The 26,633-nt window shown below is 64.7% G+C and carries 22 protein-coding genes and 2 riboswitches; of the genes, 9 read left to right on the top strand and 13 right to left on the bottom strand.

The features are described from left to right. Position 1: 1 nt before the first annotated feature. Both aqpZ and RBA40_RS10115 read right to left on the bottom strand, forming a co-directional pair. Positions 2-691, bottom strand: a complete 690-nt coding sequence (gene aqpZ / locus RBA40_RS10120) for an aquaporin Z (protein ID WP_306647781.1) — start codon at positions 689-691, stop codon at positions 2-4. A gap of 168 nt (positions 692-859) precedes the next feature. Continuing rightward, on the bottom strand, positions 860-1,588 hold the full coding sequence (locus RBA40_RS10115; RefSeq protein ID WP_306647780.1) for a CPBP family intramembrane glutamic endopeptidase: 729 nt from the start codon (positions 1,586-1,588) through the stop codon (positions 860-862). 363 nt (positions 1,589-1,951) lie between these two features. On the opposite strand from RBA40_RS10115, the gene RBA40_RS10110 reads away from it, so the two are divergent. Further along, positions 1,952-3,586 carry a M28 family peptidase gene (locus RBA40_RS10110; protein WP_306647779.1) on the top strand — a complete coding sequence of 545 codons (1,635 nt, stop codon included), beginning with the start codon at positions 1,952-1,954 and terminating at the stop codon, positions 3,584-3,586. 82 nt (positions 3,587-3,668) lie between these two features. Beyond that, the gene (locus RBA40_RS10105) at positions 3,669-4,364 is read left to right on the top strand and encodes a dienelactone hydrolase family protein (RefSeq protein ID WP_306647778.1); all 696 of its coding nucleotides are present in this window, start codon (positions 3,669-3,671) and stop codon (positions 4,362-4,364) included. 2 nt (positions 4,365-4,366) lie between these two features. On the opposite strand, the gene RBA40_RS10100 is transcribed toward RBA40_RS10105, so the two are convergent. The 8 genes from RBA40_RS10100 to RBA40_RS10065 all read right to left on the bottom strand — a co-directional run bounded on the left by RBA40_RS10100 (position 4,367) and on the right by RBA40_RS10065 (position 16,484). Continuing rightward, on the bottom strand, positions 4,367-4,879 hold the full coding sequence (locus RBA40_RS10100) for a hypothetical protein (protein WP_306647777.1): 513 nt from the start codon (positions 4,877-4,879) through the stop codon (positions 4,367-4,369). Positions 4,880-4,884: 5 nt separating this feature from the next. Next, positions 4,885-5,421, bottom strand: coding sequence for a peptide deformylase (gene def / locus RBA40_RS10095; protein ID WP_306647776.1), 537 nt, complete (start codon positions 5,419-5,421; stop codon positions 4,885-4,887). Beyond that, the gene (gene galU / locus RBA40_RS10090; RefSeq protein ID WP_306647775.1) at positions 5,418-6,311 is read right to left on the bottom strand and encodes a UTP--glucose-1-phosphate uridylyltransferase GalU; all 894 of its coding nucleotides are present in this window, start codon (positions 6,309-6,311) and stop codon (positions 5,418-5,420) included. The genes def and galU overlap by 4 nt, the downstream gene beginning before the upstream one ends. Then, entirely contained in the window at positions 6,298-8,331 is a 2,034-nt protein-coding gene (gene ligA / locus RBA40_RS10085; protein WP_306647830.1) for an NAD-dependent DNA ligase LigA, read from the bottom strand. The genes galU and ligA overlap by 14 nt, the downstream gene beginning before the upstream one ends. Before the next feature lie 62 nt (positions 8,332-8,393). After that, positions 8,394-9,539: a cell division protein ZipA C-terminal FtsZ-binding domain-containing protein gene (locus RBA40_RS10080; RefSeq protein WP_306647774.1), complete on the bottom strand. Its 1,146-nt coding sequence runs from the start codon at positions 9,537-9,539 to the stop codon at positions 8,394-8,396. Continuing rightward, entirely contained in the window at positions 9,536-13,063 is a 3,528-nt protein-coding gene (smc, locus tag RBA40_RS10075; protein WP_306647773.1) for a chromosome segregation protein SMC, read from the bottom strand. Before smc ends, RBA40_RS10080 begins: the two co-directional genes overlap by 4 nt. A 192-nt stretch (positions 13,064-13,255) precedes the next feature. Further along, entirely contained in the window at positions 13,256-13,924 is a 669-nt protein-coding gene (locus tag RBA40_RS10070; protein ID WP_306647772.1) for a phosphatase PAP2 family protein, read from the bottom strand. A 130-nt stretch (positions 13,925-14,054) separates the two neighbouring features. Then, on the bottom strand, positions 14,055-16,484 hold the full coding sequence (locus RBA40_RS10065) for a DUF1631 family protein (protein ID WP_306647771.1): 2,430 nt from the start codon (positions 16,482-16,484) through the stop codon (positions 14,055-14,057). A 261-nt stretch (positions 16,485-16,745) separates the two neighbouring features. On the opposite strand from RBA40_RS10065, the gene RBA40_RS33545 reads away from it, so the two are divergent. Continuing rightward, on the top strand, positions 16,746-17,357 hold the full coding sequence (locus tag RBA40_RS33545; RefSeq protein WP_374710474.1) for a methyl-accepting chemotaxis protein: 612 nt from the start codon (positions 16,746-16,748) through the stop codon (positions 17,355-17,357). Between the two features lie 224 nt (positions 17,358-17,581). Further along, positions 17,582-17,860, top strand: coding sequence for a hypothetical protein (locus RBA40_RS10055; RefSeq protein WP_306647770.1), 279 nt, complete (start codon positions 17,582-17,584; stop codon positions 17,858-17,860). A 175-nt stretch (positions 17,861-18,035) separates the two neighbouring features. Here RBA40_RS10055 and RBA40_RS10050 read toward each other — a convergent pair whose 3' ends face one another. Then, positions 18,036-18,596 (bottom strand): ATP-dependent Clp protease proteolytic subunit, encoded by a 561-nt coding sequence (locus RBA40_RS10050; RefSeq protein ID WP_306647769.1) that lies wholly within the window; start codon positions 18,594-18,596, stop codon positions 18,036-18,038. Positions 18,597-18,721: 125 nt separating this feature from the next. Then, a riboswitch (glycine riboswitch) is annotated at positions 18,722-18,807 on the top strand. Positions 18,808-18,825: 18 nt separating this feature from the next. Next, positions 18,826-18,931, top strand: a riboswitch (glycine riboswitch). 72 nt (positions 18,932-19,003) lie between these two features. Between RBA40_RS10050 and gcvT the strand changes: the two genes are divergently transcribed. From gcvT to gcvP, 3 genes are all read left to right on the top strand, one after another. After that, positions 19,004-20,122, top strand: a complete 1,119-nt coding sequence (gene gcvT, locus RBA40_RS10045; RefSeq protein WP_306647768.1) for a glycine cleavage system aminomethyltransferase GcvT — start codon at positions 19,004-19,006, stop codon at positions 20,120-20,122. A 62-nt stretch (positions 20,123-20,184) separates the two neighbouring features. Further along, entirely contained in the window at positions 20,185-20,565 is a 381-nt protein-coding gene (gene gcvH, locus RBA40_RS10040; protein ID WP_054262937.1) for a glycine cleavage system protein GcvH, read from the top strand. A gap of 89 nt (positions 20,566-20,654) precedes the next feature. Further along, the gene (gcvP, locus tag RBA40_RS10035; RefSeq protein ID WP_306647767.1) at positions 20,655-23,552 is read left to right on the top strand and encodes an aminomethyl-transferring glycine dehydrogenase; all 2,898 of its coding nucleotides are present in this window, start codon (positions 20,655-20,657) and stop codon (positions 23,550-23,552) included. Between the two features lie 13 nt (positions 23,553-23,565). Here the strand turns inward: gcvP and RBA40_RS10030 are convergent, their stop codons facing one another. Together RBA40_RS10030 and RBA40_RS10025 are read right to left on the bottom strand one after the other, a co-directional pair. Beyond that, positions 23,566-25,188 carry a methyl-accepting chemotaxis protein gene (locus tag RBA40_RS10030; protein ID WP_306647766.1) on the bottom strand — a complete coding sequence of 541 codons (1,623 nt, stop codon included), beginning with the start codon at positions 25,186-25,188 and terminating at the stop codon, positions 23,566-23,568. A gap of 1 nt (position 25,189) precedes the next feature. Continuing rightward, positions 25,190-25,627 carry a cache domain-containing protein gene (locus RBA40_RS10025; RefSeq protein ID WP_099882615.1) on the bottom strand — a complete coding sequence of 146 codons (438 nt, stop codon included), beginning with the start codon at positions 25,625-25,627 and terminating at the stop codon, positions 25,190-25,192. Positions 25,628-25,842: 215 nt separating this feature from the next. Here RBA40_RS10025 and RBA40_RS10020 point away from each other — a divergent pair, with 215 nt between their 5' ends. Both RBA40_RS10020 and RBA40_RS10015 read left to right on the top strand, forming a co-directional pair. Next, complete coding sequence (locus RBA40_RS10020) at positions 25,843-26,214, top strand: hypothetical protein (protein ID WP_306647765.1); 372 nt, start codon at positions 25,843-25,845, stop codon at positions 26,212-26,214. Next, complete coding sequence (locus RBA40_RS10015; RefSeq protein WP_306647764.1) at positions 26,211-26,603, top strand: cupin domain-containing protein; 393 nt, start codon at positions 26,211-26,213, stop codon at positions 26,601-26,603. Before RBA40_RS10020 ends, RBA40_RS10015 begins: the two co-directional genes overlap by 4 nt. Positions 26,604-26,633: the final 30 nt, after the last annotated feature.

Below are 26,633 nucleotides of genomic sequence, written 5' to 3'. Positions count from 1 at the left end.
ATTACTTGTCGTCGCTGGCGATGAAACGGTAAACCAGCGCACCGAGCAAGGCACCAACGATCGGCGCGACCCAGAACAGCCACAGCTGGCCGACTGCCCAATCGCCCACATACAGGGCCACGCCGGTGCTGCGCGCCGGGTTAACCGAGGTGTTGGTGACCGGAATGCTGATCAGGTGGATCAGGGTCAGCGCCAGCCCGATCGGCAGCGGCGCGAAACCGGCCGGCACGCGCTTGTCGGTCGCGCCCAGGATCACGATCAGGAAGAACATCGTCATGACCACTTCCGTCACCAGCGCCGCCAGCAGCGAGTAGCCGCCCGGCGAATGCGCGCCGTAGCCGTTGGAGGCAAAACCCTTGCTCACGTCAAAGCCGGCGGCACCGCTGGCGATGATATACAGCACGCCGCCGGCGGCAATCGCCCCGACCACTTGGGCGCCGATGTAAGGCAGCAGTTTCGACGCCGGAAAGCGCCCGCCGGCCCACAAGCCGATCGACACCGCCGGGTTCAGGTGGCATCCCGAGATATGGCCGATCGCATACGCCATGGTGAGCACGGTCAGGCCGAAGGCCAGCGAAACGCCGTGCAACCCGATGCCGACGCCCGGAAACGCCGCCGCCAGCACGGCACTGCCGCAACCGCCGAGCACGAGCCAAAATGTACCGAGAAATTCGGCGCTGTACTGTTTCATGAAATTATCCTTATGAGTGAGGTGGTAGGGACGAACGGGGTCGTCGCGCGACAGAGGGATCTGTAGCCGTTGAGCAAGCATATTGCCATTGATAAACAACTATCGCAACAATAAAATTGCGGATTTGATCATGTTGCAGCGACAGACGTGCGCGCCCGCGCCGCTACCTCAGGCTGGGCTCAAGCGTGGATACGTGAATGCGATGAAGTGGATGCCATTGAGCGCCAGGTGCGTCAGGATGGCCGTTTCGATGCGTTTCGAGCGCAGGTAGGCATAACCGTATCCCAGCCCGGCCAGGGTCGCCAGGCCGATCAGCAGTGGCCCTCCGCGCGCGTGCGCGAGCCCGAACAGGAGCGCCGCCACGCACAGGGCGATGGTCGGCCCCGCCTTCCAGCGGCTCATCGCGCGCGTCAGCTGCTCCTGAATGAAGCCGCGGAAGAATGCTTCCTCGGTCACGCAGGTAAACAACAAGTTAATCGCGAAAAACACGGGCGTGTAAGCGAACAGCTTGAAGTCCACGTCGACATAGCCAACCATCACCCCGACCGGCAGCACGATCAGCGGGGTACCGAGGATGATCCAGTAATTCCGCCTGACCGGGCGCCATTGCGCGCCGGTCCGGGCCGGCACGCAAAACAGCGCGAACAGGATCAGTCCGGCGGCGGCGGTATCGAAATTGAGCCGTTGCGTCACCGGGTCCGCCGCGGCACTGATCAGCAGATCGGACACCAGCGGCGGATTGACGAAACCGGGGAAACGGTGCATCGACATGGCCAGCAGCATGCACCCCATCGCCACCATCAGCAGCACGTGCAGCGGCCCGGTTTTGCTGCGCTTCGCGGCATACGCCAGCGCACCGAGGACAATGAGCGCCGCGATGGCTTGCAGGGACAGCAAGCCGGTCGCCACACCGCTTGCACACGCAAGCGTCAGCAAGCACAACCATGGCGGAACCACCAGTTCGGAACGCAACGTTATCGGGGCGAACCACGCTGAACAAACAGCAAGCGCGAGAAGACCGTAGGTCGTCACGAGTGCGACGGAAAGATGGAACATCGTGTTTCTCCGGGCAGGCAAGCTGCGGCAAAAATGATCGTGCGCGAACACGTGAACGTGATGAAGGGCGCATGCGCGCCGAAAGTTGCAAAATTGTAATTGATATATCGGTGCGGCGCAACGTGGCAACCATTGCACGCGAGGATGCCGGATTGCGCCCCTGCCCCATTCATGGCACGATGCTCCATTTTTATTGGAGCATCAATGCGCCGCGTTTCCGCACTCGCCATCGGCCTCGTCCTCGCCAGCCAGCCGGCCCTCGCCCAGAAACGCGCCGCCAGCGCGGCAACGCCAGTGGTCACGGAAGCGCCGCTGCGCGCCCACCTCTCCTTTCTGGCCGACGACATGCTCGAAGGGCGCGGCACCGGCCAGCGCGGCGGCGAACTGGCCGTGCGCTATCTCGAAACCCAGGCCGCCGCCATCGGTCTCTTGCCCGGCGTCGGGAAGGTGTACCGCCAGTCCGTGAACATGGTCGGCACCAAGACGCTGTCCACCAGCGCGGTGAGCTTCGATGTCGGCGGCAAGACGATGTCGCCGCAGCTCGGCAAGGAGATCGTCTTCAACAACGCCAGCGGCAAATCCAAGGTGCGCTTCGACGCGCCGGTGCTGTTCGTCGGCTACGGTATCAGCGCCGACGATGAAAACTGGGACGACTACAAGGGCGTCGACGTCAAGGGCAAGCTGCTGATCATGATGGTCAACGACCCCAAGCCCACCGCGGCGGAACCGAACCGCTTCGGCGGCAAGTCGCTCACCTACCCCGGGCGCTGGATGTACAAATACGAAGAAGCGCTGCGCCGCGGCGCGGCTGGCGTACTGCTGATTCACACGACCGAGTCAAGCTCGTACCCGTGGAGCGTGCCGGCCAATGGCATGAGCAAGGAGCAGTTCCACCTGGCCGGCGAAGGCAACGCGCTGCAAGGCTGGCTGCAGGAAGAGACGGCGCGCGCCCTGTTCGCGGCCGCCGGCCAGGATCTCGACGCCCTGCGCGCCAAGGCCGAAGTGCGCGGCTTCAAGGCGGTCGATCTGAAAGCACGCGCCAAGGTGGCCGTCGACAGCGCCATTCGCCCGGTCGAACAGTTCAACGTGGTCGGCATCGTGCCGGGCACCGACGCGAAGCTCAAGGAGCAGGCCGTGATCTATTCGGCCCACTGGGACCACCTCGGCATCGACAGCGCCGAAGGCAGGCCCGATCACATCTGGAATGGCGCGGTCGATAACGCCTCCGGCTCGGCCGCGCTGCTGGCGATGGCGCAGGTGGCGGTACGCCAGCCGGCCCGCCGTACCCAGATTTTCCTGTGGCCGTGCGCCGAGGAACAGGGCCTGATCGGCAGCCTTGGCTACGTGCGCGACCCGGTCTGGCCGCTGGCAAAAACGGCGGCGGACCTGAACCTGGACAGCATGAACTTCGTCGGCCTCACGCGCGATATCGGCGTGGCCGGCGCGGAACGCAGCAGCCTGCACGCCAGCGCCGCCAAGGTGGCCAAGGCCATGGGCCTGCGCCTGGCACCGCAAACTCCCGACCTGGGAGGGGCTTACTTCCGCGCCGACCACTTCAATTTTGCCAAAGCGGGCGTGCCGGCGTTTAATGTGGGATCGGCGGTGTTCTCGGGCGATGGCAGCTTCGAGTTCGACCACGATCATGGCGCCTCAAACGCGAAGATGGCCGGCTTCAAGGATCACTACCACCAGGTCAGCGACGAGTACAACCCGGCCTGGGATTTGCGCGGCATGGTGCAGCAGGCGCAGTTCACCCTCAATCTCGGGTACGAGGTGGCCAACGCGGCCACCATGCCGACCTGGAACAAGGGTGACCCGCTGGGGGAAGTAAAGCGTTGAGCAGGACGCCCGTGTTACGCGGGCGTTCCGGATTGCCTGTTTGTGCCACAATTGTCTCCTCACCAGCGCAAGGAGGCAGCACATGAACGAACGCATTTCCATCGACACGCCTGACGGCAGCTTTGGTGCCTACGTCGCCCGTCCGGCCGCCACGCCCGCTCCGTCCATCGTCGTCCTGCAAGAGATCTTCGGCATCAACGCCGACCTGCGCGAGACGTGCGACCGTCTCGCCGCGCAAGGCTACATTGCGGTTTGCCCCGACCTGTTCTGGCGCCTCGAACCGAATGTGGAATTGACCGACAAGACCGACGCCGAATGGAAAAAAGCCATGACGCTCTATAAAGCGTTCAACGTGGACAAGGGCGTGGACGATATCGCCGCCACCCTGGCAGCGGCGCGCGCCCTGCCCGGCGCAACCGGCAAGGCGGGCGTGATGGGCTTTTGCATGGGCGGCCTGCTGACCTTCCTCACCGCCACCCGCGCCAGGCCCGACGCCGCTGTCGCCTACTACGGCGGCGGCACCGAGAAGCACACCGACGCCTTCGACAATCTCGCCTGCCCGCTGATGATGCACCTGGGCGAAGCCGACGAATACATTTCAGCAAACGCGCGCGCCGCCATCGCCAAGGCGGCCGAGGGCAACCCGCTCGTGCAGATCTTTACCTATCCCGGCCAGAACCACGCCTTCGCGCGCTGGAACGGCGTGCACTTCGACGCGCAGGCGGCCGCGCAGGCCAACGACAGGACACGGGCCTTTTTCGCGCAGCACCTCAAGTAGGATTACTCGAACAGCTTGAGTTTGAGCTGCACCGAAATCCCGCCATGCAGCCGGTCTTTGTAGGTCGGCACCACCGCCACGTTCACGCCCACGCGCTTGTATTCGAACGTGGCGGTCGGAATCGCAGCCAGGAACCAGCCGCCGTCGCGCATCTTGGGATAGCCGTCGAACCCGCCCAGCACCGCCCCAAGGCGCACGCCCGCGTACGACAGGGGCTGGTAATACATGCCCACGTACTTCGAGTGCTGCCGGTCGCTGTTGAAGAAACGTCCCGCCGTCAGCGCCGAATGCTCCGACAGGCGGTACTCGACGCCGACCCCGGGATTGCGCCCGTTGAGGTCCTTGTCGCTCTGGAAGTGGTACGTCGCAAAACCGCTGGTGAGCCATACCTGGCTGCGCTTTTCGCTGCCGTCGAAGGCGGTGGCGGTGGCGTCAGGGGTTGCCGCATTCTGCGCCAGCACCGGGGCGCACACGAGCAGCGCCAGGCCCAGGGCCGGCAATGTCTTCAATATCATGGTGATCAATCGTCTTCGTCAGGGTCGAGGTCAGGGAACATGACCTGCGTGTAGCCAAATTTGGTGAAGTCCTCGATCCGCATCGGATACAGGATGCCGAGCAGGTGGTCGACTTCGTGCTGCACCACGCGCGCATGAAAGCCGTCGACTTCACGCTCGATGCGCTGGCCATGCTGGTCCACGCCTTCATAGCGCAGGTGGGTGAAGCGCGGCACGCTGCCGCGCAGTCCCGGCACCGACAGGCAGCCTTCGAATGCTTCTTCCTTGTGGTTCGACAGCGGCGTAAGCACGGGATTGATCAGCACCGTCTGCGGCACCGCCGGCGCGTCCGGATAGCGCTGGTTGTCCTTGAAGCCGAAAATCACCAGCTGCAAATTAACGCCGATCTGCGGCGCGGCCAGCCCGGCGCCATTCGCATGGTGCATGGTGTCGAACATGTCGGCGATCAGCGCCTCCATGGCCGGCGTGCCGAACTCGCGGACCGGTTCGGCCACCCGCAGCAAACGCGGGTCGCCCATCTTGAGGATCTCGCGGACGGTCATGAGAAATTCTGCTCGCGGTGCAGCTGTTCGAGGAAGGTGCGGAAGCCCTCGCCGGTTTCAGGGTGCTTCAGGCCCATCGCCGTCATCGCAGTCAGGTAGCCCAGCTTGGAGCCGCAATCGTAGCGCTGGCCCGCATAGCGGTAAGCCAGCACGCGTTCGGCGGCCATCAGCGCGGCAATGCCGTCGGTGAGCTGGATTTCGCCGCCGGCGCCGGTGCCGATGTGCTCCAGGTAACGGAAAATCTTGGGCGACAAAATATAGCGCCCCACCACCGCCAGGGTCGACGGCGCCACTTCAGGCATCGGCTTTTCGACGATTTCGGACACCAGTTCCAGGTTTTCCCGGTACGAGGTCGCTTTCACGATGCCGTACTGGCGCGTGTTCGCGCGCGGTACCTCTTGCACCGCCAGCACGCTGCATTGTTCGTAGGCGTAGACGTCGGTCATCTGCGCCAGCACCGGACGCTCGCCCGGATCGGTGTCCATGAAGTCGTCCGCCAGCAGCACCGCGAACGGCTCGTCGCCCACCACCGGACGCGCGCACAGCACCGCGTGCCCGAGGCCCAGCGGCGCCGACTGGCGAATGTAGATGCAGTTGATGTTCTTCGGGATGACGTTGCGCACCAGTTCGAGCAGCGCCTCCTTGCCGGCTGCTTCGAGTTCCGATTCTAGTTCGTAGGCCTTGTCGAAATGGTCTTCGATGGCGCGCTTGTTGCGGCCCGTGATGAAGATCATTTCGGTGATGCCGGCGGCGACCGCCTCTTCGACCGCATACTGGATCAGCGGCTTGTCGACGATCGGCAGCATTTCCTTCGGCTGTGCCTTGGTGGCCGGCAAAAAACGGCTACCGAGACCGGCTACGGGAAAGACTGCTTTTCTAACTGGATTCATCTTGATTCGGTTCCGTGGAAGATGCTGTCGCCAGCAGTGAAAGAAGGGCCGCTTCGTCGAGGAGCGTGATGCCGAGCTCCTGCGCCTTGGCCAGTTTGCTGCCGGCATCCGCACCGGCAACGACATAGGAGGTTTTTTTCGATACCGATCCGGAGACCTTGCCGCCGGCCGCTTCGACCAGCGCGCCGGCTTCGTCGCGCGACAGGGTCGGCAGGGTGCCGGTGATGACAAAGGTCTTGCCGGCCATGGCGCCCGTGTTTTTCATCACGTGCTCGCCTTCCTTCCAGCGCAGAACGCCAGCGAGGGTGCGCACCAGCGCCAGGTTGTCGGCATCGGTCAAAAATTCGCTGATCGAGCGCGCCACGATCGGGCCGATGTCGGGCACTTCCAGCAGTTGCAGGCCGCCTTCGAAGCTGGCCGCGTGCAGCAGCGCTTCAAGGTTGCCGAAGTGCTGGGCCAGCGCCTTGGCGGTCGACTCGCCGACGTTGCGGATGCCGAGCGCGTAAATGAAACGCGCCATGGTGGTGTCGCGCGATTTTTCGAGCGCGTCGACCACGTTCTGGGCCGACTTGGCGGCCATGCGGTCCAGGCCCGCCAGCTTTTCCTTGTCGAGCGTGTACAGGTAGGCCGCGTTATGAATCAGGCCCTTGTCGACCAGCTGTTCGATCAGCTGGTCGCCCAGGCCTTCGACGTCGAGCGCGCGGCGCGACACGAAGTGCATCAGGCCACCCTTCTTCTGGGCGCTGCAGTGGGTCCAGCCGCCGGAGCAGCGCGCCACGGCTTCATCATCCATGCGCACGATGGGCGAGCCGCACACCGGGCAGTTGGCCGGCATGACGAATTCGCGCACATCAAGCGGACGGCGGTCGGCCACGAACGACACCACTTCCGGAATCACGTCGCCGGCGCGGCGCACGATGACCGTATCGCCGATGCGGATATCCTTGCGCCGCACTTCGCCTTCGTTGTGCAAGGTGGCGTTGGTGACGTTCACGCCGCCCACGTTGACCTGCGCCAGGCGCGCCACCGGGGTGATCGCGCCGGTGCGTCCGACCTGCACTTCGATGTCGAGCACCTGCGTAAGCGCCTCTTCGGCCGGGAATTTGTGGGCGATGGCAAAGCGCGGCGCGCGCGACACAAAACCAAGTTTTTGCTGCTGTTCGAGGCGGTTGACTTTATAGACCACGCCGTCGATCTCGTAAGCCAGCGTGGGACGGCGCTTGCCGATGTCGCGGTAGTAGTCGATCAGGCCTTGCGCGCCGGTGACGACGGCGCGCTCGTTTGACACCGGCAGGCCGAGCGTCTGGTACCAGTCCAGCAGGGCCGAATGCGATGGCGGCATGTCGGCGCCTTCCAGCGCACCGACACCGTAGGAAAAGAAGCGCAGGCTGCGCTGCGCGGTGATGCGCGAGTCGAGCTGGCGCAAGCTGCCGGCGGCGGCGTTGCGCGGATTGGCGAACTCCTTCTGGCCGGCGTCGCGCTGGCGCGCATTGAGCTTGGCGAAATCGGCCTTGTACATCAGTACTTCGCCACGCACTTCCAGCACCGCCGGCACCGTGTCGCCATGCAGGCGCAGCGGAATGGCGCGCACCGTGCGGATGTTCGCCGTCACGTCTTCGCCGGTGGCGCCATCGCCGCGCGTGGCGGCCTGCACGAACACGCCGTTCTCGTAGCGCAGGCTGATCGCCAGGCCGTCGAATTTGAGTTCGGCCGCATACTCGACCTGCTCGCAATCGAGGCCCTCGCGCGCGCGGCGGTCGAAGTTCTCTATATCCTCGTCCTCGAAGCCGTTGTTCAGCGAGAGCATGGGAATGCTGTGCGTGACCTGCTTGAACTCGGGCAGGGGCGTCGCGCCCACGCGGTAGGTGGGCGAGTCGACCGATACCGCTTCCGGGTGCGCCGCTTCGAGCGCCTGCAGTTCGCGGAACAGGCGGTCGTACTCGGCGTCCGGAATGGTCGGCGCATCCTGCACGTGGTAAGAAAAAATGTGGCGATTCAGTTCGGCCGTGAGCTGCGCCATGCGGCCGAGGTAATCGCTATCCTGCGTTGCTGTTGTTGTTGTCGTCACGATGATCTTTTTTATTAGCTGAACAAGCGCATGGCGCGCGTCGAACCGGCCGCAATGTCGGCCGCTTCCATCTCCTGGTAGAAATCGAGTACCTGGCTGTTGATTTCGGCAAGCGCCTGGTCGGTCAGCGGCTGGTCGCTGTCGTCGACGATGACGGCGTCCAGCCGCCCCACCAGCGCCTTGGCGCAATTGAGCATGGCGCCGAAGCCGTCGCGCGCCGGCGCCACGCATGGCACGTCCAGCAGCAAGGTCAGGCGCGAAGTGGTGTCGGCGCCGAGGGTGACGTTGGTGGTCAGCGTGAACAGCTGGCCGCCGTCGCCATCCGGCATGATGTAGCGCCCGTCGGGACGCACATCGAAGCCCTGCTTCTCCAGCGCGCCGATCAAGGTGGCGATCGACCACGGCGCGCCGTACGACATCAGGTTCACGCCCAGCTGGGCGTCGTGCCCGGCCACGAAGCGGTGCAAGGTGCGCGACTCGCCCATGACTTCGATCATGTCCGGAATTTCCGGCTCGGCGCCGATGTCGTCGGCCACCGCGCGCAAGCGCGTGACCAGTTCGGAGTATTCGAGTTCGTTCAGCGCCGTGGTGCGGCTGGCCATCTGCACGCCGGCCTGCAGCTTGGTGTAGACGCCGCCATGGACGATCGGTTCCCAGTCGCCGTTGACGTGCAGGCCGATGAAGTGCACCGGCTTGTTGCCGACGTGGCGCAGGGTGTGCAGGATCGGCAGGATTTTGTCGCCCCGCACCGGCGCTTCGAGCGCCAGCGGAATCAGCACATCGATCAGCGGGTCGACCAGGCTGGTGGCCAGCTCGGTGGCCGGGCTCAGTGCTTCCACCGGCGCCGCCACGGGCGCCACCGGCGCGACCGGCTGCGCCGCTTCGTCGTCGAAACGCGCTGCCGGTGCTGCTGCGACCGGCGCTGCGACCGGCACGGGGGCCGCGGCAGGCGTGTCGTCGCCCACCGGGGCCGGCTTGACGTCGAACGTCGGCTCGCTGCGCACGATGTCGCCGGGACGCAGCAGCACATCGTCATGCTCGGACGAGAAGGCGCGTTCGACACTCTTCTTGGCCTTGTGCTCCTGCCATTTGTTGTATGCAAAGACGCCGGCGACGAATACGCCGCTGGCACCGATCAGGCTCATTTGTAAATCTGTCATGCTGCTTGTGCCTCGGTAGCAAAATTTGCGGCGGACTCCATGTCCACCGCCACAATGCGCGATACGCCCTGCTCCTGCATCGTCACACCGATCAGTTGATTGGCCATTTCCATCGCAATTTTATTGTGCGAAATGAAAAGGAATTGAGTATGGTCGGACATCCGTTTTACCATGCGGCAGAATCGCTCGGTGTTCGCGTCGTCCAGCGGCGCGTCGACCTCGTCGAGCAGGCAGAATGGCGCCGGATTGAGGCGGAACATCGAGAACACCAGCGCGGTCGCGGTCAGCGCTTTTTCGCCGCCCGACAGCAAGTGGATGGTGGCGTTCTTTTTGCCCGGCGGCTGCGCCATGACCTGCACGCCGGAGTCGAGAATTTCGTCGCCCGTCATCACCAGCTTGGCGTTGCCGCCGCCGAAGAGGATAGGGAACAGTTCCGAAAAATGGTGATTGACCTTGTCGAAGGTATCCTGCAGCAGCTCGCGCGTTTCCTTGTCGATGCGGGCGATCGCGTCTTCCAGGGTCATGATCGCCTCGTTCAGGTCATTGTTCTGCGCGTCGAGGAAGTTCTTGCGCTCGGACGCCTGCGCCAGCTCGTCGAGCGCGGCCAGGTTGACGGCGCCCAGCAGCGCGATGGCATTCGTCAAACGCGTCACCTCGCCCTGCAGGTAGGACGGCTTCATGTCGGGATGGAGCTTTTCGGAGAGCGCCGCTTCGTCGGCATCGACCGTTTTCAGCGCTTCGGCGAACTGCTCCTGGTTCAGGCGCGCGGCCTGCTCCTTGAGCTGCATTTCCATGATCTTGTCGCGCTGCGGCTGCAGGCTGCGTTCGGACTGGGTGCGCGTGTCTTCGGCGGCACGCAGCTGCTGCGTGATCTGGTCGAGCTCATGGCGCGCATCCGACAGCGCGCGCTCCTGGCTGGTGCGCCGGTCCAGCAATTCTTGCAGGCCGTCGCTGGCGGCGCCGCTTTCCAGCGCTTCGAGCTCCATCTGGCCGACCGCGATGCTCTCGCCCACCTGGGCCGCCTGCTGCGTGGCGGTGGCGATATTGCGGCGCAGTTCCTCGATCTTGCTGCGCTGGGTTTTTTCGGCGAACTGCGCTTCCTGGGCCGCGCGCTCGAGCTCGCGCAGCTTTTCGCGCGCGTCCGTCAGCGCCTGTTCGCGGTTCAGGAACTCGGTCTGGCCATCTTCGTGCGCGCCCTGCAGCTCGGCCAGTTCCATGTCGAGCTGCTCGAATTTTTCCTCGGATTCCATGCGGATCTGCTGCTGCTCGGCTTCCTGCGCCGCGATTTCGGCCAGGTCGGCCTGGATCTGCGTGCTGCGCTGGTTGAAGCGCGCCTCGACCTCGGACTGCTTGACCACCTCGATCTGCAGCGCGTGCACGCCTTGCGTGAGCGTGGCCACGCGCTGGCGCGCATCCTGCAGGCGCCGCGTGAGGTCCGACATGGCGGCGTCTGCGCGCACCGCACGGGCACGTGCTTCGTCGGCCAGCATGGTTTGCGCGCGCAGCTGCTTGCCGATGTTGTCGATCTCCTGCTGGCGCCCCAGCATGCCATCCTGCTCGCTATCGGCCGCGTAGAAACGCACGCTCGACTGGGTCACCACGTGGCCCTGACGCGTGATGAAGGAGCCGCCCTGCGGCAGGCGCGCGCGTTCGGCAAAGGCGCTGGCCGTGTCTTCGGCGGCGAAGACATTGTGCAGCCAGTCGCCCAACAACCCGCGCAGGCCCGGTTCATTGAGCTTGAGCAGGCTGGCGAACGATGTGAGGCCCGGCGTTTCGGCAGGCAGCACGGCGCCGGCGAGCGATGGCGCGTACAGGGCCAGCTTGGCCGGCGGCGCATCGCTGAAAAAAGCCTTGGCCCATTCGATGTTCGACATTTCGAGCGCGCCGGTGCGCTCGCGCAGCACCGATTCAAGCGCCGTTTCCCAGCCCTGTTCGATGCCCAGCTTTTGCCACAGGCGCGGCAGCGCATCGAGTTCGTGCTTTTGCAGCCAGGGCTGGACCTTGCCCTGTGTTTGCACGCGTTCCTGCAACTGCTTCAGGGCCGACAGGCGCGCTTCCAGCTGCGCGTTGGCAGCGGTTTCGGCGTTCACCTGCGCCTGGGCGGCGGCGCGTTCCTCTTCGGTGCGCTGCTGCTGGTCGGTCGCTTCTTCGAGCAGCATGGTCTGCTCTTCCAGCGCCTGCTGCTTTTCCTCCAGCTGCATGCGCAGGTTGGCCAAATGGCTGCTGTCGGGCAGATTAAGGCCGTTCTTTTCCTGCTGCAGGCGCTCGCGCCGCGTTTGCAGGCCATTGAGGATATTCGAAGCGTTGCGCTGGTGCGCCGATTCGAGTTCGATCTGCTGCTGCGCCTGCATGATGCGGGCGCGCGATTCGGTCGTCTTGTGCTGGGCCGCGCGCCAGGCGGCGTCCAGGTCCGGCAGGCGCTCGCCCTGGGCTTCGGCGTTCATCTGCGACTGCTCGACCCTCCCGCCCAGTTCTTCGAGCAGGTACTCGGCTTCCTCGATCTGCTGCTGGTAATCCTGGCCCTGCGTCTGCCACTGGTTGCGCTGGGCGTTCAGCGCCAGCAGCTGGTTTTGCAGGCGGCTGCGCGATTCGATGACGAACTTGATCTGCGCTTCCAGGCTGCCGATTTCCGAGTTGGTCTGGTACAGGTGGCCCTGCGCCGTGTGCAGGCGGTCGCCCACCGAAAAATGCGCCTGGCGCATGTGTTCGAGATCGAGTTCGACGTGGCGCAGCTTGGCCGTCTGCTCTTCCAGATCGGTCTGGGCCTGCTCCATCTCGCGGAAGTAGCGATTCTGCTCGGTCTGCGCTTCGTTCTTGCGCAGCAGCCAGAGAAGCTTTTGTTTTTCTTCCTGGTCCGCCTGCAGCGAATGGAATTTGTTGGCGACGACCGCCTGCGCTTCGAGCTTTTCGAGGTTGGCGTTCAGTTCGCGCAGGATGTCTTCCACCCGCAGCAGGTTTTCGCGCGTGTCGCCCAAGCGGTTTTCGGTTTCGCGCCGGCGTTCCTTGTACTTCGACACGCCGGCCGCTTCTTCGAGGAAGACGCGCAGCTCTTCCGGGCGCGACTCGATGATGCGCGAGATCATGCCTTGGCCGATGATGGCGTAGGCGCGCGGGCCGAGGCCCGTGCCGAGGAAAATATCCTGGATGTCGCGCCGGCGCACCGGCTGGCTGTTGATGTAGTAGGTCGAGGTGCCGTCGCGCGTGAGGGTGCGCTTGACGGCGATTTCGGCATACTGGCCCCACTGGCCGGAAGCCTTGCCGTCGTTATTGTCGAACACCAGTTCGACCGAGGCGCGCCCGGCCGGCTTGCGGTGGGTCGAGCCGTTGAAAATGACGTCCTGCATGGACTCGCCGCGCAGCTCGGAAGCCTTCGATTCGCCCAGCACCCAGCGCACCGCGTCGATGATGTTCGACTTGCCGCAACCATTGGGACCGACCACGCCAACCAGCTGCCCCGGCACCTGGAAATTGGTGGGATCGACGAATGACTTAAATCCCGACAATTTAATGGAAGACAGGCGCACGTTGTATAGCTAGCTCGGGAATCCTAAAGGTGTCCATCATACCATTTGTTGTCATGTTTTCGGGGGGATGAGGCGTGGGGCCGGGGCGGAGTTCTTTGCTGAGCGAAGGGGCCTTGGATTCCCGCCGGCGCGGGAATGACGGTTTTACGGGTTGCGGCAACAAAAACGACTCAGTACGCTCAACATTTCACCTTAAAAACAGACGTAGTTGAAGTAGCGCTCGGCTTTGGGGCACGGCGGGGAGTAAGGATTGCGCGTCGGGCCCCAGGTGGCTGTCGTGTAGACGCGGTCGGCCCCGGACAGGCCGAGCGCCAGACCCGTCATCCACTGCTGGGAATTATGCGATTCGCCCTTGTACGGAATGCACAGCACGGCCAAGGTCAGCGCGATCAGGGTCAAGCTGGGCTGAAACTGGCGGTTCGAGCGCACCAGCGCGATGAAACCGGCGGCGCAGGCCAGTCCGAGCAGGCAGCCCAGAATCGCTTCCGAGCTGCTGTGGGTTTCGACCATCACGCGCGAGAGCGTGACGCCCAGCGCCAGCGCCAGCCCCACGCTGACCGCGACGTAGCGCCACATCTTGGTGCGTCCGCACAGGGCCAGGTAGGCGGCCACCGGAAACACGGCCGCGGCGCGCGCGGCGTGGCCGCTAAAGCCGGCGAAATGCAGCGCTTCGATGCCGACGCCCCAGCCGAGGAAGGCGATCTTGCTGCCGATGACGATCAACATGGTGGCGCCGAACAGCAGGCACCAGTACAGGGCGCGGCGGCGGCAGTGGGCGGCGGCGAGCCAGACAGCAATGGCGATACCCAGGGGTGCGGTGACGGCGATGCCGCCGAGCGCGGTAAGGTGATACCAATTCATAGACAAAAGCCGGTAGTGAACAAAGCCGGGCATGGGCGGCAGTACAGAAACTGTGCAACGCCCGCTCAGGCCCGGCCCGAATGATACGCGAATGTAAACAATGTGCGAATACTAACGGAACACGCCTGCCTCAGGCAGCGACCGACTGCGCCGTTTTTTCCGCGTCGCCGAGCGCCTCGTCCATTGCCTGCGACAGTGCGCGGCCGACCACGCCTTCGACCTTCATGACGCGTACGCGCTGGGCGCGGTAGGCTTCGATGAGCTTGTCGGACGAGAGGGAAAACGCTTCCTGCCGCGCCCCGGTCGAGAAGATGTACAGGGTGCGCAGCGGGCTGATCCATGCCAGCTTGACCTTGCGGATGCTGCCGTCCGGATCGGTGAATTCGATCCACATATTGCGTTCGAGGGCGTCGACGCCCAGTTCGGCATCGTCCAGCTCGACGTGAGCCGCTTCTTCGGCCGCGGCCAGGGCTTCGTTTTCCTTTTCCAGCCGGCGCATTGCGTCTTGCTGGGCGACTTCGACGGCGATTTCGAGCTGGCGTTCCGGCGTGATGTCGAGCGGCGCGCGCACTATTGACGCGTGGCACTCCGCCAGGTCGGCAAAGAACTGGATGCGGTCGGCATCCTGCCACTTGATGACGTCGAGCCATTTGTTCAGGGTGGCGAGCAGGCTCGGCAGCTTGCCGATCAGGTCGCGCCGCTGTTCGTGCGTGATCTTCGGCTTCACGCTCCAGATCAGTTCATCCATGGTCTTGGTGGCATTGCCGACCGCGCCTGGCTTGTCATCCTCAACGCTGTAGGCGACCGTCATCACGGAGGTCCACTTGTTTTCAAGGAAGGTTTCCAGCATGGCCACCACCTGCCCGCTGCCGACCCGCGCCGCGACCGCGCTCTTCGCCGAACGGGTTGCGGCGGTGACTTTTTCCTGGCGCAATGCGGCGGCGATCGGCGCCGCGATGGCGGTCGCGGCCGCCGTTTCCTCGGCCTTGATGGTTTCTTCGAGCTCGGCCACCACTTCCGAAAACACGTCGGCCGGCGCGCCGCCGTCATCCTGGTCGCGCCCGACCCGCTCCACGCCGCGCTGCATGACCTGGAACAGCGGATCGTCCGGGCCGGAGCGCTGCTCCAGGCCCATGGTCGACATCAGGTCGATCATGCGGCGCGCCGGGTGCGTTTCCTCGAAGAAGAAATTCTTGTCGGCCAGCGCCGCCTTGAGCACCGGAATTTGCAGCGACTGGATCAGGTCGCGCGAATCCTTGGGAATGTTCGGGTCGAGCAACACCGTCTCGAAAATCTTCGACAGCAGGTCGATGGTGCTTTCATCGCCGCGCGACAGTGATCCTTTTGGAATGCTTTCCTTCAAGCGCGGCAAATAAAACACATTGCCCGCCTGCGCCTCGGCCGGGGTCGGCGCCACGTTGCTGAACTGTTCCGGCATGCGGCCCTGCAAGCCCTTGAGCACTTCGAGCAGGGAGGCGGGAACCATCACCTGGCCGCCATCCATGACCTGGCCGAAGCCGCCCGCGGCAATGCCGCCGCCTCCGGCAAACTGGGCCGGCGCGAAGCCGCCTGCGGCGTGGCTGCCCTGCGCCGGCGCGCCGCCCTGGTGCGCCGGGCCGCCATGCCACGGCGCGGCCGGCACGCTGGCCTCGCCCGCCTCGCCGCCTGGCGCGCCATGGAAGGCGGCGGCGCCGCTCGGACGCCAGCCGCCGGCCGATGGCGCCATGGCCGGCAGGTCGGGAATCATCGGGATGTCGAAGGCGGACGCGGCCGCCGGCGCATCATCCTCGTCGCGCAGGAACTGGCGCAGCTGCTTGGCCAGTTCGGCCTGGCCGCTGGCGCGCGCTTTTTTGGCCGCGGCCGCGCTTTCGGTTTTCTTGATCTTGAAGGCGTCCACCGAGCCGGGCTGGACACCCTTGTTCATCAGCAGGTCGCACAGCGCGTCGTACATCGGCGCGAAGTCGAACAGCAGCGACGGGCGCAGCATCGGCAGGATCAGCCCGTGGGCCTCCTCGTCCGGCTCGAACTCGCGCCAGGCTTGCTGCAGGGCCGACAGGAACATTTCGGGACGGAAGGGATTCTGACTGATGCGCAGCACGTCGCGCTCGAGCAGGAAGCCGAGGCGCACATTGAGGGTGGCGATCTGGGTCGCATACTGCATTTCGAAGGGACGGCTGATGGCATCGAAAGCGACGCGGCTGTCCATTTCCTCGTAGGGCACCAGTTCCAGCGCGGCGGGCAAGGCCATCGTGGACTTTTTAAGCGGCGGCAACAGCACGTCGACCTCGGCACGCATGGCGCGTCCGATACCGGCGGCAGCGACATGAAAGAAGGCGTAGGTGTTGTTTTTTAGCAGATTCCCCGACTTTACCCGCTGAAACACGGCGCGCGCATCGAGCGCCGGGTCGGTCACATCAAGCAACGCCGCAACGAGACGCGTCGCCACGGCCATCAAGTGGTCGTTGGCATGCTTGGTCACGGTCACGACAAGCGCCTCCAACAGCTCGTGGCGCGACGGACCAGTCTTCCTTGCTGCGGCGGATGGTGAAGGTGGAGCCATTGTCTGCTCGTTGGGGGGGGGTTAGAGATCTTTTGCCATAACAAACATTCTCTCACATTATTGCCGACTGGCAACGGGAAAATTTGAAACAAAGCGTTATTTTTTGTTCAATCGCCTTATTTTCATGACCATTCTTGCTTTTCCCTAAAGCAAAAGCCGATTTTCGTCATTTGGACTGTTGATGAAAAACAAACCCGAAATAAAAAGTTTCTCTAACATAATTACAATTCCACGCAGCAATTTATTTCTTGAGGACTAGCCATGGTAACGATCCGCCGCCACGATCTCAAGCTCACCCTGTATCTGGGCTTTGCCGTTCTGGTCGGGCTGGGCGTCTGGCTGTCCATTGTACTGCTCAGTCAGCTTGAACAGATGAAAGCGGTAACGGCGCCGGCGGTCCAAAGTTTAAGCGAAACTTTGGGTCCCTTGACCGGCATCATGGCAGACGACAGCGCCGCGCGCGCCGAGGCCGATTACGCCGCGGCCCGCCTGTGGGTCTGGTTTTGCATAGGCGCCAACGCGGCCGGGGCCGTGCTGTTGGGGCTGTGGATCAAGGCAGCGATGGTAACGCCTCCCGTCCAGGTGCGGCGCAAGCCTGGAGCGGCGACGTTGACGGTCGCGGGCAATGGGCTGATCGTGCGTGCCATCGAGCGCAGCGCGCAGTGCGGCGTTGCCCTCCCCATGCATGGCGAGGGCAACGCGGCGCGCGCCTTGCCGGCGCCACGGACCGCGGGTGCAGGAGCTGGCGATGCGGCGGCCCGGCTGGCCCGGCTGAGCCGCATTATCGATGCCGTCGCCTTCCAGACCACCATCCTCGCCGTCAACGCCGCGGTCGAGGCGGCCCGCGCCGGACAGGCGCCGCCGCGCCACTGAACGTGCGTCACTGACAGTGCGCCGCTGAGCGCGCGACAACGGGCGATTTCTTTGCTGCATTAATTGCAATCCTGTAGGAACTACTCCTACACGAGTGCAAGGTAAATTCCGATACCTCTTCAACGGTGCGGCTCGCATGATGATGTCACCGGAAACGCTGAAGAGAGTGCCTCTTCAGCATCACCGGCGAGCACGACATTTTCAAACTTTCAAAAGGAATGAACATGAACTCGAATCAGAAAAGCGGTCAGGGCAACAAGCAAAGCGATAGTTCCAGCTCGAACAAGCAATCGGGCTCGCAAGGTTCCGGCAGCGGATCGCGCTCCGGCGGCGGCACTCAGGGCGGAACCCATGAGCAGCACGTGGAAGCCGGCCGTCAAAGCCACAAGAATGACGACAAGGACAGCGGCTCGAAACAGTCCGGTTCCGGTTCGGGCAACAAGCAGTCCGGATCGAATTCCGGCAGCAGCAGCGGCAGCAAAGGCGGCGGCGACAAACGCTGATCGCTAGCATGACGCAGGCGTCGCCGGGTTTCCGGGCGGCGCCATGCACTAATTAAACAGGAAGCAATAGAAAGAGTCTGCACCGGCCCGGCCGTTGACAGGCTCTTTTTTTAACTGCGCGCCGCAAGCACCCATTGTGACCGGCACGGCCAGTCACAATTGCTGGTTCACTTGTTCAGATATTGCGGATATGAACGCCCTTCGGCGGCGCAAAGTCGGCCACGTCATTGATCACGCGGGCAATCTTGGCATCGCGCGCGGTCAGGTGCAGGTCGGAATACTGGTGAATCGCCCACTGCTCCGGCAGCAGCTCGATGTGCTTGCGCAAAATCGATTCGGTGCGCGCATCGTCGGCGCGCAAGCCTTCGACGATGATATTGAGCGCATCCGGACGCGCGCCGGGCGAGGCCGTCGCATGCGACTTGTGCACCATGAAGCGCGCCGTTTCGCTGGCGTAGCGCCGCGTGCCGGACAAGAACAGGATGACGGCGATCGACGCCACCGCCCCGGCGTTGTACATGACGAACTTGACCGGCGAGTTCGACAGGACGTTGTACAGGCAAAGCCCGTCGCTGACGTAGCCGCCGTTCGACTGGATCAGCACGTGCGCCGTTTCGACGCCGTTCTCGCTCATGCCGGACACCGCCTCGAACACGCGATGCACCATATCGCTGTTCACATCGCCCGACAAAGTGAACCAGGCATCAGTCTGTTGGATCGTTTTTTCTTCGCTCATGGCTGTATGCTCGCAAAGTAGATGAATTATTTTAACAAATCGGGACAAGCATGGTTTTCAACGGGTAGCTCATTCGTGCGCGCCCCCACAAGGTTGACAGTTACGCCCTGCTGGCATATCCTCCACAGTCTTGATCGGGAGAGGGCAGCGCACGCTGCCGCCGAAGGGGCATCACCCAAAAACTCTCAGGCAAAAGGACCGGTCAGGGGTCGGCGGCGCACAGCGCCCCCGGCTGAACTCTGGAGAGCGGCCGCGGCACCATGCCGGCGGCCCACCGAAGGGGCAGGCGGAGCATCATCCGCTATCTCTCAGGTACCAAGGACAGAGGGGCGCGAAGCATTCAGGAACGGCAAGAGCCGCTCCACGTCTGCTCGTCGTACCCCCATTCACTCTGCCTTGAGGATTCCATGACGCTTAAAGCGACCCCGCTCAATTCCGCACACCGCGCCGCCGGCGCCAAGATGGTCGATTTCGGCGGCTGGGACATGCCCGTCAACTACGGCTCGCAAATCGAAGAACACCAGGCCGTGCGCGGCGACGTCGGCATGTTCGACGTGTCGCACATGTGCGTGGTCGATATCGAAGGCGACAATGCCCGCCCTTTCCTGCGCTCCCTGCTGGCCAATAACGTCGACAAGCTGCAGGTGGCCGGCAAGGCACTGTATTCGTGCATGCTCAATCCGCAAGGCTTCGTCATCGACGACCTGATCGTCTACTTCTTCAGCGAGACCTGGTTCCGCCTGGTCGTCAACGCCGGCACCGCCGAAAAAGACGTGGCCTGGATCGGCGCCCGGAACGACGCCACCAAGAGCGGCGTGACCATCACCGAGCGCCGCGACGGCAACGCGCCGATGGCGCTGATCGCCGTCCAGGGCCCGAATGCGCGCGCCAAGGTATGGCAGGTGCTGCCGACCACCCAGGGCGCCTGCGAGCCCCTGAAACCGTTCAATGCCGTCATCGTCAAGGACACCGCCTTCGGCGAAGTGATGGTGGCGCGCACCGGTTACACTGGCGAAGATGGATTCGAACTGGCCTTCCCTGCTTCCCAGGCCGACGCGTTGTGGAACGCGCTGGTGGCCGCCGGCGTCAAGCCGGCCGGCCTGGGCGCGCGCGACACGCTGCGCCTGGAAGCGGGCATGAACCTGTACGGCCAGGACATGGACGACACGGTCAACCCGCTCGACGCCGGCTTGGCCTGGACCGTCGACCTGAACGCCGAGCGCGACTTCATCGGCAAGACCGCGCTCAAAGCGATGGGCCAGAACTTTCAATTCGTGGGCCTGATCCTGCGCGAAAAAGGCGGCATCCTGCGCGCGCACCAGAAAGTGGTGGCCGCTGACGGCACCACCGGCGAAATCACCAGCGGCACCTTCAGCCCGACCATGCAGGAAGCGATCGCCCTGGCACGCGTGCCGATGGGTGTGGCCGTGGGCGACACCGTGCACGTCGAAATCCGCGACAAAAAGCTGGCCGCCAGCGTCGTCAAGCTGCCGTTCGTGCGAAACGGTAAAATCCTCGCTGCCTGATCGGGGCAACACACACCAATTAGTAGTATTTACATCGACCGCGACCTCTTGGAGCAAACATTATGAACATCCCAGCCGACCTGAAATACACCGAGTCCCACGAATGGGTGCGCGCCGAAGCTGACGGCACCCTCACCGTCGGCATCACCGAATATGCGCAGGACGCGCTGGGCGACATCGTCTTCGTCGAACTGCCGAAAGTGGGCAAGGTCTTCACCGCCGGCGACGACGCCGCCGTGGTCGAATCGGTCAAGGCCGCCAGCGACATCTACGCGCCGGTGTCGGGCGAGTGCATCGCCGTCAACGACGCCGTCGCCGACGCGCCGGACTCGATCAACACCGACGCCTTCGCGGCCTGGCTGTTCAAGCTCAAACCTAGCGACGCCGGCGCCATCAACGGCCTGCTCGACGCCGCCGCCTACGGCAAAGCCACCGCGGAATAAAACTCCTGGCCGCCGCCCGCCGGCGGCCTTTTCCTTTCAGTTCGCCGCCGCACCGCGCCGGCGGCAGTCCTTTTTCGGCCCCGACTACCATGACCCGCACCAGCCTGACCCAACTCGAAGCACGCGACTCGTTCATCCCGCGCCATATCGGCCCGGCCACCGCCGAACAGGCAGCCATGCTGGCCACGCTCGGCTATCCGTCGCGCGCGGCGCTGATCGACGCCATCGTGCCCGCCAACATCCGCAAGAAGAGCAAGCTGGAACTGGGCCAGTTCTTCGACCCGATGCCGGAACAGGCTGCGCTGGGCAAACTCAAGGCGCTGGCCGCCAAGAACAAGGTCATGAAGTCGATGATCGGCCAGGGCTACTTCAACAGCCATACGCCAGGCGTCATCCTGCGCAATATCTTTGAAAACCCGGCCTGGTACACCGCCTACACGCCCTACCAGCCCGAGATTTCGCAAGGCCGCCTGGAAGCGATCCTGAACTTCCAGCAAATGATCACCGACCTGACCGGCATGGGCATCGCCAACTCGTCGATGCTCGACGAAGGCACCGCCGCCGCTGAAGCGATGACGCTGATCCAGCGCGTCGGCAAGTCGGCCTCGAACGTGTTCTACGTGGCCGACGACGTGCTGCCGCAAACGCTGGAAGTGGTGCAGACGCGCGCCCAGCCGATCGGCGTGGAAGTGCGCACCATCGCGGCGGCCGACATCGGCGGGCTGTCCGAACCATGCTTCGGTGTGCTGATCCAGTACCCGGGCGTGAACGGCGACGTGCGCGACTACCGCGCCGCCGTCGAAAAACTGCACGCGGCCGGCGCCATGGTGATCGCCGCCGCCGACCTGCTGGCATTGACCCTGCTGGCGCCGCCGGGCAACTGGGGCTGCGACGTCGTCGTCGGCAACAGCCAGCGTTTCGGCGTGCCGCTCGGTTTCGGCGGCCCGCACGCCGGCTACCTGGCCACGCGCGACGAATTCAAGCGCAGCATGGCCGGCCGCCTGGTGGGCGTGACCATCGACGCCCAGGGCAACAAGGCATACCGCCTGGCGCTGCAAACGCGCGAGCAGCACATCCGCCGCGAAAAAGCCACGTCCAACATCTGCACCGCGCAGGTGCTGCTGGCGGTGATGGCGTCGATGTACGCGGTCTACCACGGCCCTGAAGGCTTGCAGCGCATCGCCCGGCGCGTGCACCGCTTCACCGCCATCCTGGCCGCCAAACTCGGCCAGCTCGGCTACGACGTCGTCAACAAGACCTACTTCGACACGCTCACCATCAAGAGCGCGCGCGCGGCCGAACTGCACGCGATTGCCACCGAGCATGGCGTGAACCTGCGCAAGGTCGACGCCGGCCACGTCGGCATTTCGCTCGACGAAACCACCACCCGCGAAGACATCGCGCTGCTGTGGACCATTTTCGCCCAGGGCGTCTCGAGCTCCCCTGCTTCGCCGGACTTCGACGCGTTTGATGCGAGCGCGCAGGATGCCTATCCGGAAGCGCTGGCCCGTACCAGCGCCTACCTGACCCACCCGACCTTCAACCGCTACCACGCGGAACACGAAATGCTGCGCTACCTGCGCGGCCTGGCCGACAAGGACCTGGCGCTGGACCGCACCATGATCCCGCTTGGGTCGTGCACCATGAAGCTCAATGCGACCAGCGAAATGATCCCGGTCACCTGGCCCGAATTCTCCAATATCCACCCGTTCGCACCGGACGCGCAAACGGTCGGCTACCGCGAAATGATCGGCCAGCTGGAAGACATGCTGTGCGCGCTGACCGGTTACGCCGCCGTGTCGCTGCAGCCGAACGCCGGCTCGCAGGGCGAGTACGCGGGCCTCCTGGTGATCAAGGCTTACCATGAATCGCGCGGCGAAGGCCACCGCAACATTTGCCTGATTCCATCGTCGGCGCACGGCACCAACCCGGCGTCGGCCAACATGGTCGGCATGAAGGTGGTCGTCACCGCCTGCGACGACAGCGGCAACGTCGACCTGGCGGACCTGCGCGCCAAGGCCGAACAGCACAGCGCCAACCTGGCCTGCGTGATGGTCACCTACCCGTCGACCCACGGCGTGTTCGAGGAAGGCATTGCCGAGCTGTGCGAGATCATCCACTCGCACGGCGGCCAGGTCTACATCGATGGCGCCAACATGAACGCGCTGGTCGGCGTGGCCGCGCCGGGCAGCTTCGGCGGCGACGTGAGCCACCTGAACCTGCACAAGACCTTCTGCATCCCGCACGGCGGCGGCGGCCCTGGCGTCGGTCCCATCGGCGTGGGCGCGCACCTGGCCAAGTTCTTGCCGAACCAGCGTTCGAGCGGCTACACGCGCGACGAAGCCGGCATTGGCGCGGTCAGCGCGGCGCCGTTCGGCTCGGCCAGCATCTTGCCGATTTCGTGGATGTACATCGCGATGATGGGCGGCGAAGGCCTGACGGCAGCCACCGAAACGGCGATCCTGGCGGCCAACTACATCGCGCGCCGCCTGGCGCCGCACTATCCGGTGCTGTACACGGGCCACGACGGCCTGGTGGCGCACGAGTGCATCCTGGATCTGCGTCCGATCACCGACGCCACCGGCATCAGCAACGAAGACGTGGCCAAGCGCCTGATGGACTTCGGTTTCCATGCGCCGACGATGAGCTTCCCGGTGCCGGGCACCCTGATGATCGAGCCGACCGAAAGCGAATCGAAGGCCGAGATGGACCGCTTCATCGACGCCATGATTGCGATCCACGCCGAGATCGTCAAGGTCGAGCGCGGCGAGTACGACCGCATGGACAACCCGCTCAAGGGTGCGCCGCACACGGCCGAAGTGGTCACCGCCGACGTCTGGGAGCACAAGTACAGCCGCGAGGTGGCCGCCTTCCCGGTGGCGTCGCTGCGCAAGCAGAAGTACTGGCCGCCGGTCGGTCGCGCCGACAATGTGTATGGCGACCGCAACCTGTTCTGCGGCTGCGCGCCGATCAGCGACTACGAGTAAGCGGGTAGTATCGTCAGGGCCGCCGCGAGGCCAGCCGCAGATGCGGTATGGTTTTCTTCGGCGGCCCTGCCGGGTCAAGCACGCTGTCGTCGATGCGAAAGCCGCTGACCGCTTTCGACAGGGTCAGCGCCTGGCACTGCAGCCTTTGCGCCGCCGATGCCGCTTCTTCCACCAGCACGGAATTTTGCCGTGTCATCTGGTCCATCTGCACGATCGCGTCGCTCACCGCGCCGATGCCGCCGGCCTGCCCTGTACTGGCTTGCCCGATCCGGCTGACCATGTCCCCCACCTGCTGCACCGATTGCGCAATGCCCGCCATGCGCAGGCCCGCTTCCGACGCGCCCGCGCTGCCGCCGTCGATCTCGGCGAGCGACTGCGCAATGAGCTCCTTGATCTCGCGCGCGGCGCTGGCCGAGCGCTGCGCCAGCATGCGCACTTCGCCCGCCACAGCGGCAAAGCCATGCCCCTGCTCCCCGACCCGCGCCGCTTCGACCGCCGCGTTGAGCGCCAGCGCATTGGTCTGGCACGCCAGGTTGTCGATCACGCCGATAATCTGCGCCACGCGCTGCGAACTGCCGCGCACCGCGGCCATGGTCAGCACCAGCCGGTCGAGCACACCGCCGCCGCACATGGCCTGCGCCGACGCTTCGTCGGCCAGCAGGTTGGCGCTGCGCGCGCTGTGGGCCGCAACGCCCGCTGTGGCGCCCAGTTCCTCGACCGTGCTGGCGGCCTGTTTCAGTACGCTGGCCTGGGCCGCGTTGCGGCTGGCCAGGCCGGCACTGCCGAGGGCAATGTCGCGCGAAGCGCTGTCGATCGAGCGCGCCGACGCCAGGATGTTTTTCAGGGTCGCGTTCAGGGTGCCGATGCTGGCGTCGAGCGTGCGCGCGGTGTCGGCGATTTCGTCGCGTCCGTAGCTGCGCTTTCTCACCGTCAGGTTGCCGCTGGCCAGTTCGCCGGCGGTCTCGCTCAGGCCGCGCACGTCGCGCAGCAGCGCGCGCCGCACCAGCATGGTGATGCCGAGCGTGCCGGCGACCGACAGGGCCACCAGCAGCGGCATCAGCACCGACAGCGCGGCAAAGTCGGCGGCGGCGCGGGTCGAGGCGCGTTCGCTCAGATCCTGCTCGAAGCGCGCCAGTTCCGACAGGCGCATGGCGACCACGCCGAAGGCCCGTTCGGCCTTGGACATGGCGTTCGCGCTCATCGAGTGGTCGACCTGGGACAGTTCGATCACGTCGACAATGGCGCGCATGTAGACGGCATGCGCGGCCCCGGCCTGGGTGACGAAGCGCTGCTCGGCACTGGCGCTGGCGGTGCGCCCGGCCAGGGCCGCGAACTTGCGTTCGATGGCGGCGTGGCGCTGATAGATATCCTGGCCCAGCTGCTCGATGCGCGGCGCCGAAAAGCTGGCGCTGATCCAGGTCAGCAACTGGTACATGCGCGCATGCGCGTGCTGCGCATCGGCCACCAGTTCGTTGGCATCGCGGATGCGGGCGGCGCGCTCGCCCACGATGGTGTCGACCGCCTGGTTCTGGCGCACCATCGCATACCATGCGCTGCTTGACGAGAGGATCAGCAACAGCAGCACCAGGCCGGGTGCGAGCAGCAGCTTGGGACCGATGCGCAGGCGTTCCAGCATGTCAGTGCTTGTAGACGCCGGCTTCCAGGGCCACGTCGCCAATGCGCAACACATACGTGGTTTTGGCCTCGACCTTGCCGTTGACCGGGTTCTTGAATTTGTAGTCGACCCAGCCGCGGCCGGGTCCGTTGGCGATGGCAATCATTTCGTGGCGGAACAGCTTGCCGTCGGCGTCGGGCACGTCGCGCAAATCCTTGCCGATCAGCGCCGTGGTCGGGTGCGCGACCGTGATGCCGGTGAGGTCGCGCATGGCCACGTACAGGGTGCCACGGTTGTACTCCGGGTCGCGGGTATTGATCAAACGGATCATTTCCTCCTTGCCGCGCAACTTCATGAAGCGCGCGCCCTTCTCCACCAGCGCCACCGCGTCTTTTTCGCCCGGCTCGGCAGCGGCCGGGGCGCTCCAGCCGGCGCCGCTCCACAAACAGGCCAGCAGCATGCCAGCCTTGATGAGTATCTTCACAATATTGTCCTTCAACGTCGGTGAACGCGCATTCAGGCGCCGGGACAGGTATGATTTGCTGCCAGCCGGCCTGCGCAAGATGAGTTGGCGCAATGTTTCCTGAGCGCATAGGTTAATTTACGCGTTCGCGCGGGGCGCCGGTTTGCGCGGGATCAATCGTGCGGATCGCGCCTATCAGTCAAGGAAGAGAGATGAATCGTTCAGTGGTCGCACTGCTATTGTCAGGCCTGGTGTTTCCCGGCGCCGGGCAGTATTACCTGGGCCGGCGCGCGCGTGCCTGCCTGTTTATCGTGCCGACGCTCGTCGCGGCCATCTATTTTTTCAAGCAGGTGGTCGACACCGCCTCGCGCATGGCCGATGAAGTGCTGAGCGGCGCCATGCCGGCCGACCCGGTGCTGATCGCCGAGCGCCTGCACCAGCAGGGCGATACGGCCACGCCGCTGATGAATATCGCCGCCGCGGTGATGCTGGCGTGCTGGGTGGCCAGCCTGGTCGACGCCTGGCTGCTGGCGCGTTCGCTGGAACGGGGCGCGCTGGCACGCAAAGAGGAAGGCGCATCATGAGCCGGCCCGCCTCGATTGGCGCCGGCTTGCTGGCGCTGGCGCTGGCCGGCTGCGCCGCGCCCCAGGCCAGCGGCATCGTGCGCACGCCGGTGCTCCGGGCCGCGGCCTCGTTTCCCAACACCGAGGCGGTGGTGATGCGGGTCGAACTGGCCGCCGGCGCGCGCGCCGGGCGTCACAGCCACCCGGGCGACGAAATCGGCTACGTGCTCGAAGGCGAGGGCCAGCTGCTGATCGACGGCGCCGCGCCGCGCACCGTGCGCGCCGGCGAAGCCTTCGTGATCCCGGCCGGCATCGTGCATGATGCGCATAACCCCGGCGCCGCCACCATGCGCCTGGTCGGAGTGTACATGGTCGAACAGGGCAAACCGCTGGCCACCCCGGCCAAATAAGAGGCGCCGCGGCCAGGTTTGTGGCGCTGG

It is taken from the genome of Massilia pseudoviolaceinigra (genome assembly GCF_030846505.1).
GTDB classification, from domain to species: domain Bacteria; phylum Pseudomonadota; class Gammaproteobacteria; order Burkholderiales; family Burkholderiaceae_D; genus Telluria_A; species Telluria_A violaceinigra.
The sequence above is the reverse complement of the archived record's forward strand: the minus strand, read 5'-3'. Positions and strand labels throughout refer to the sequence as shown.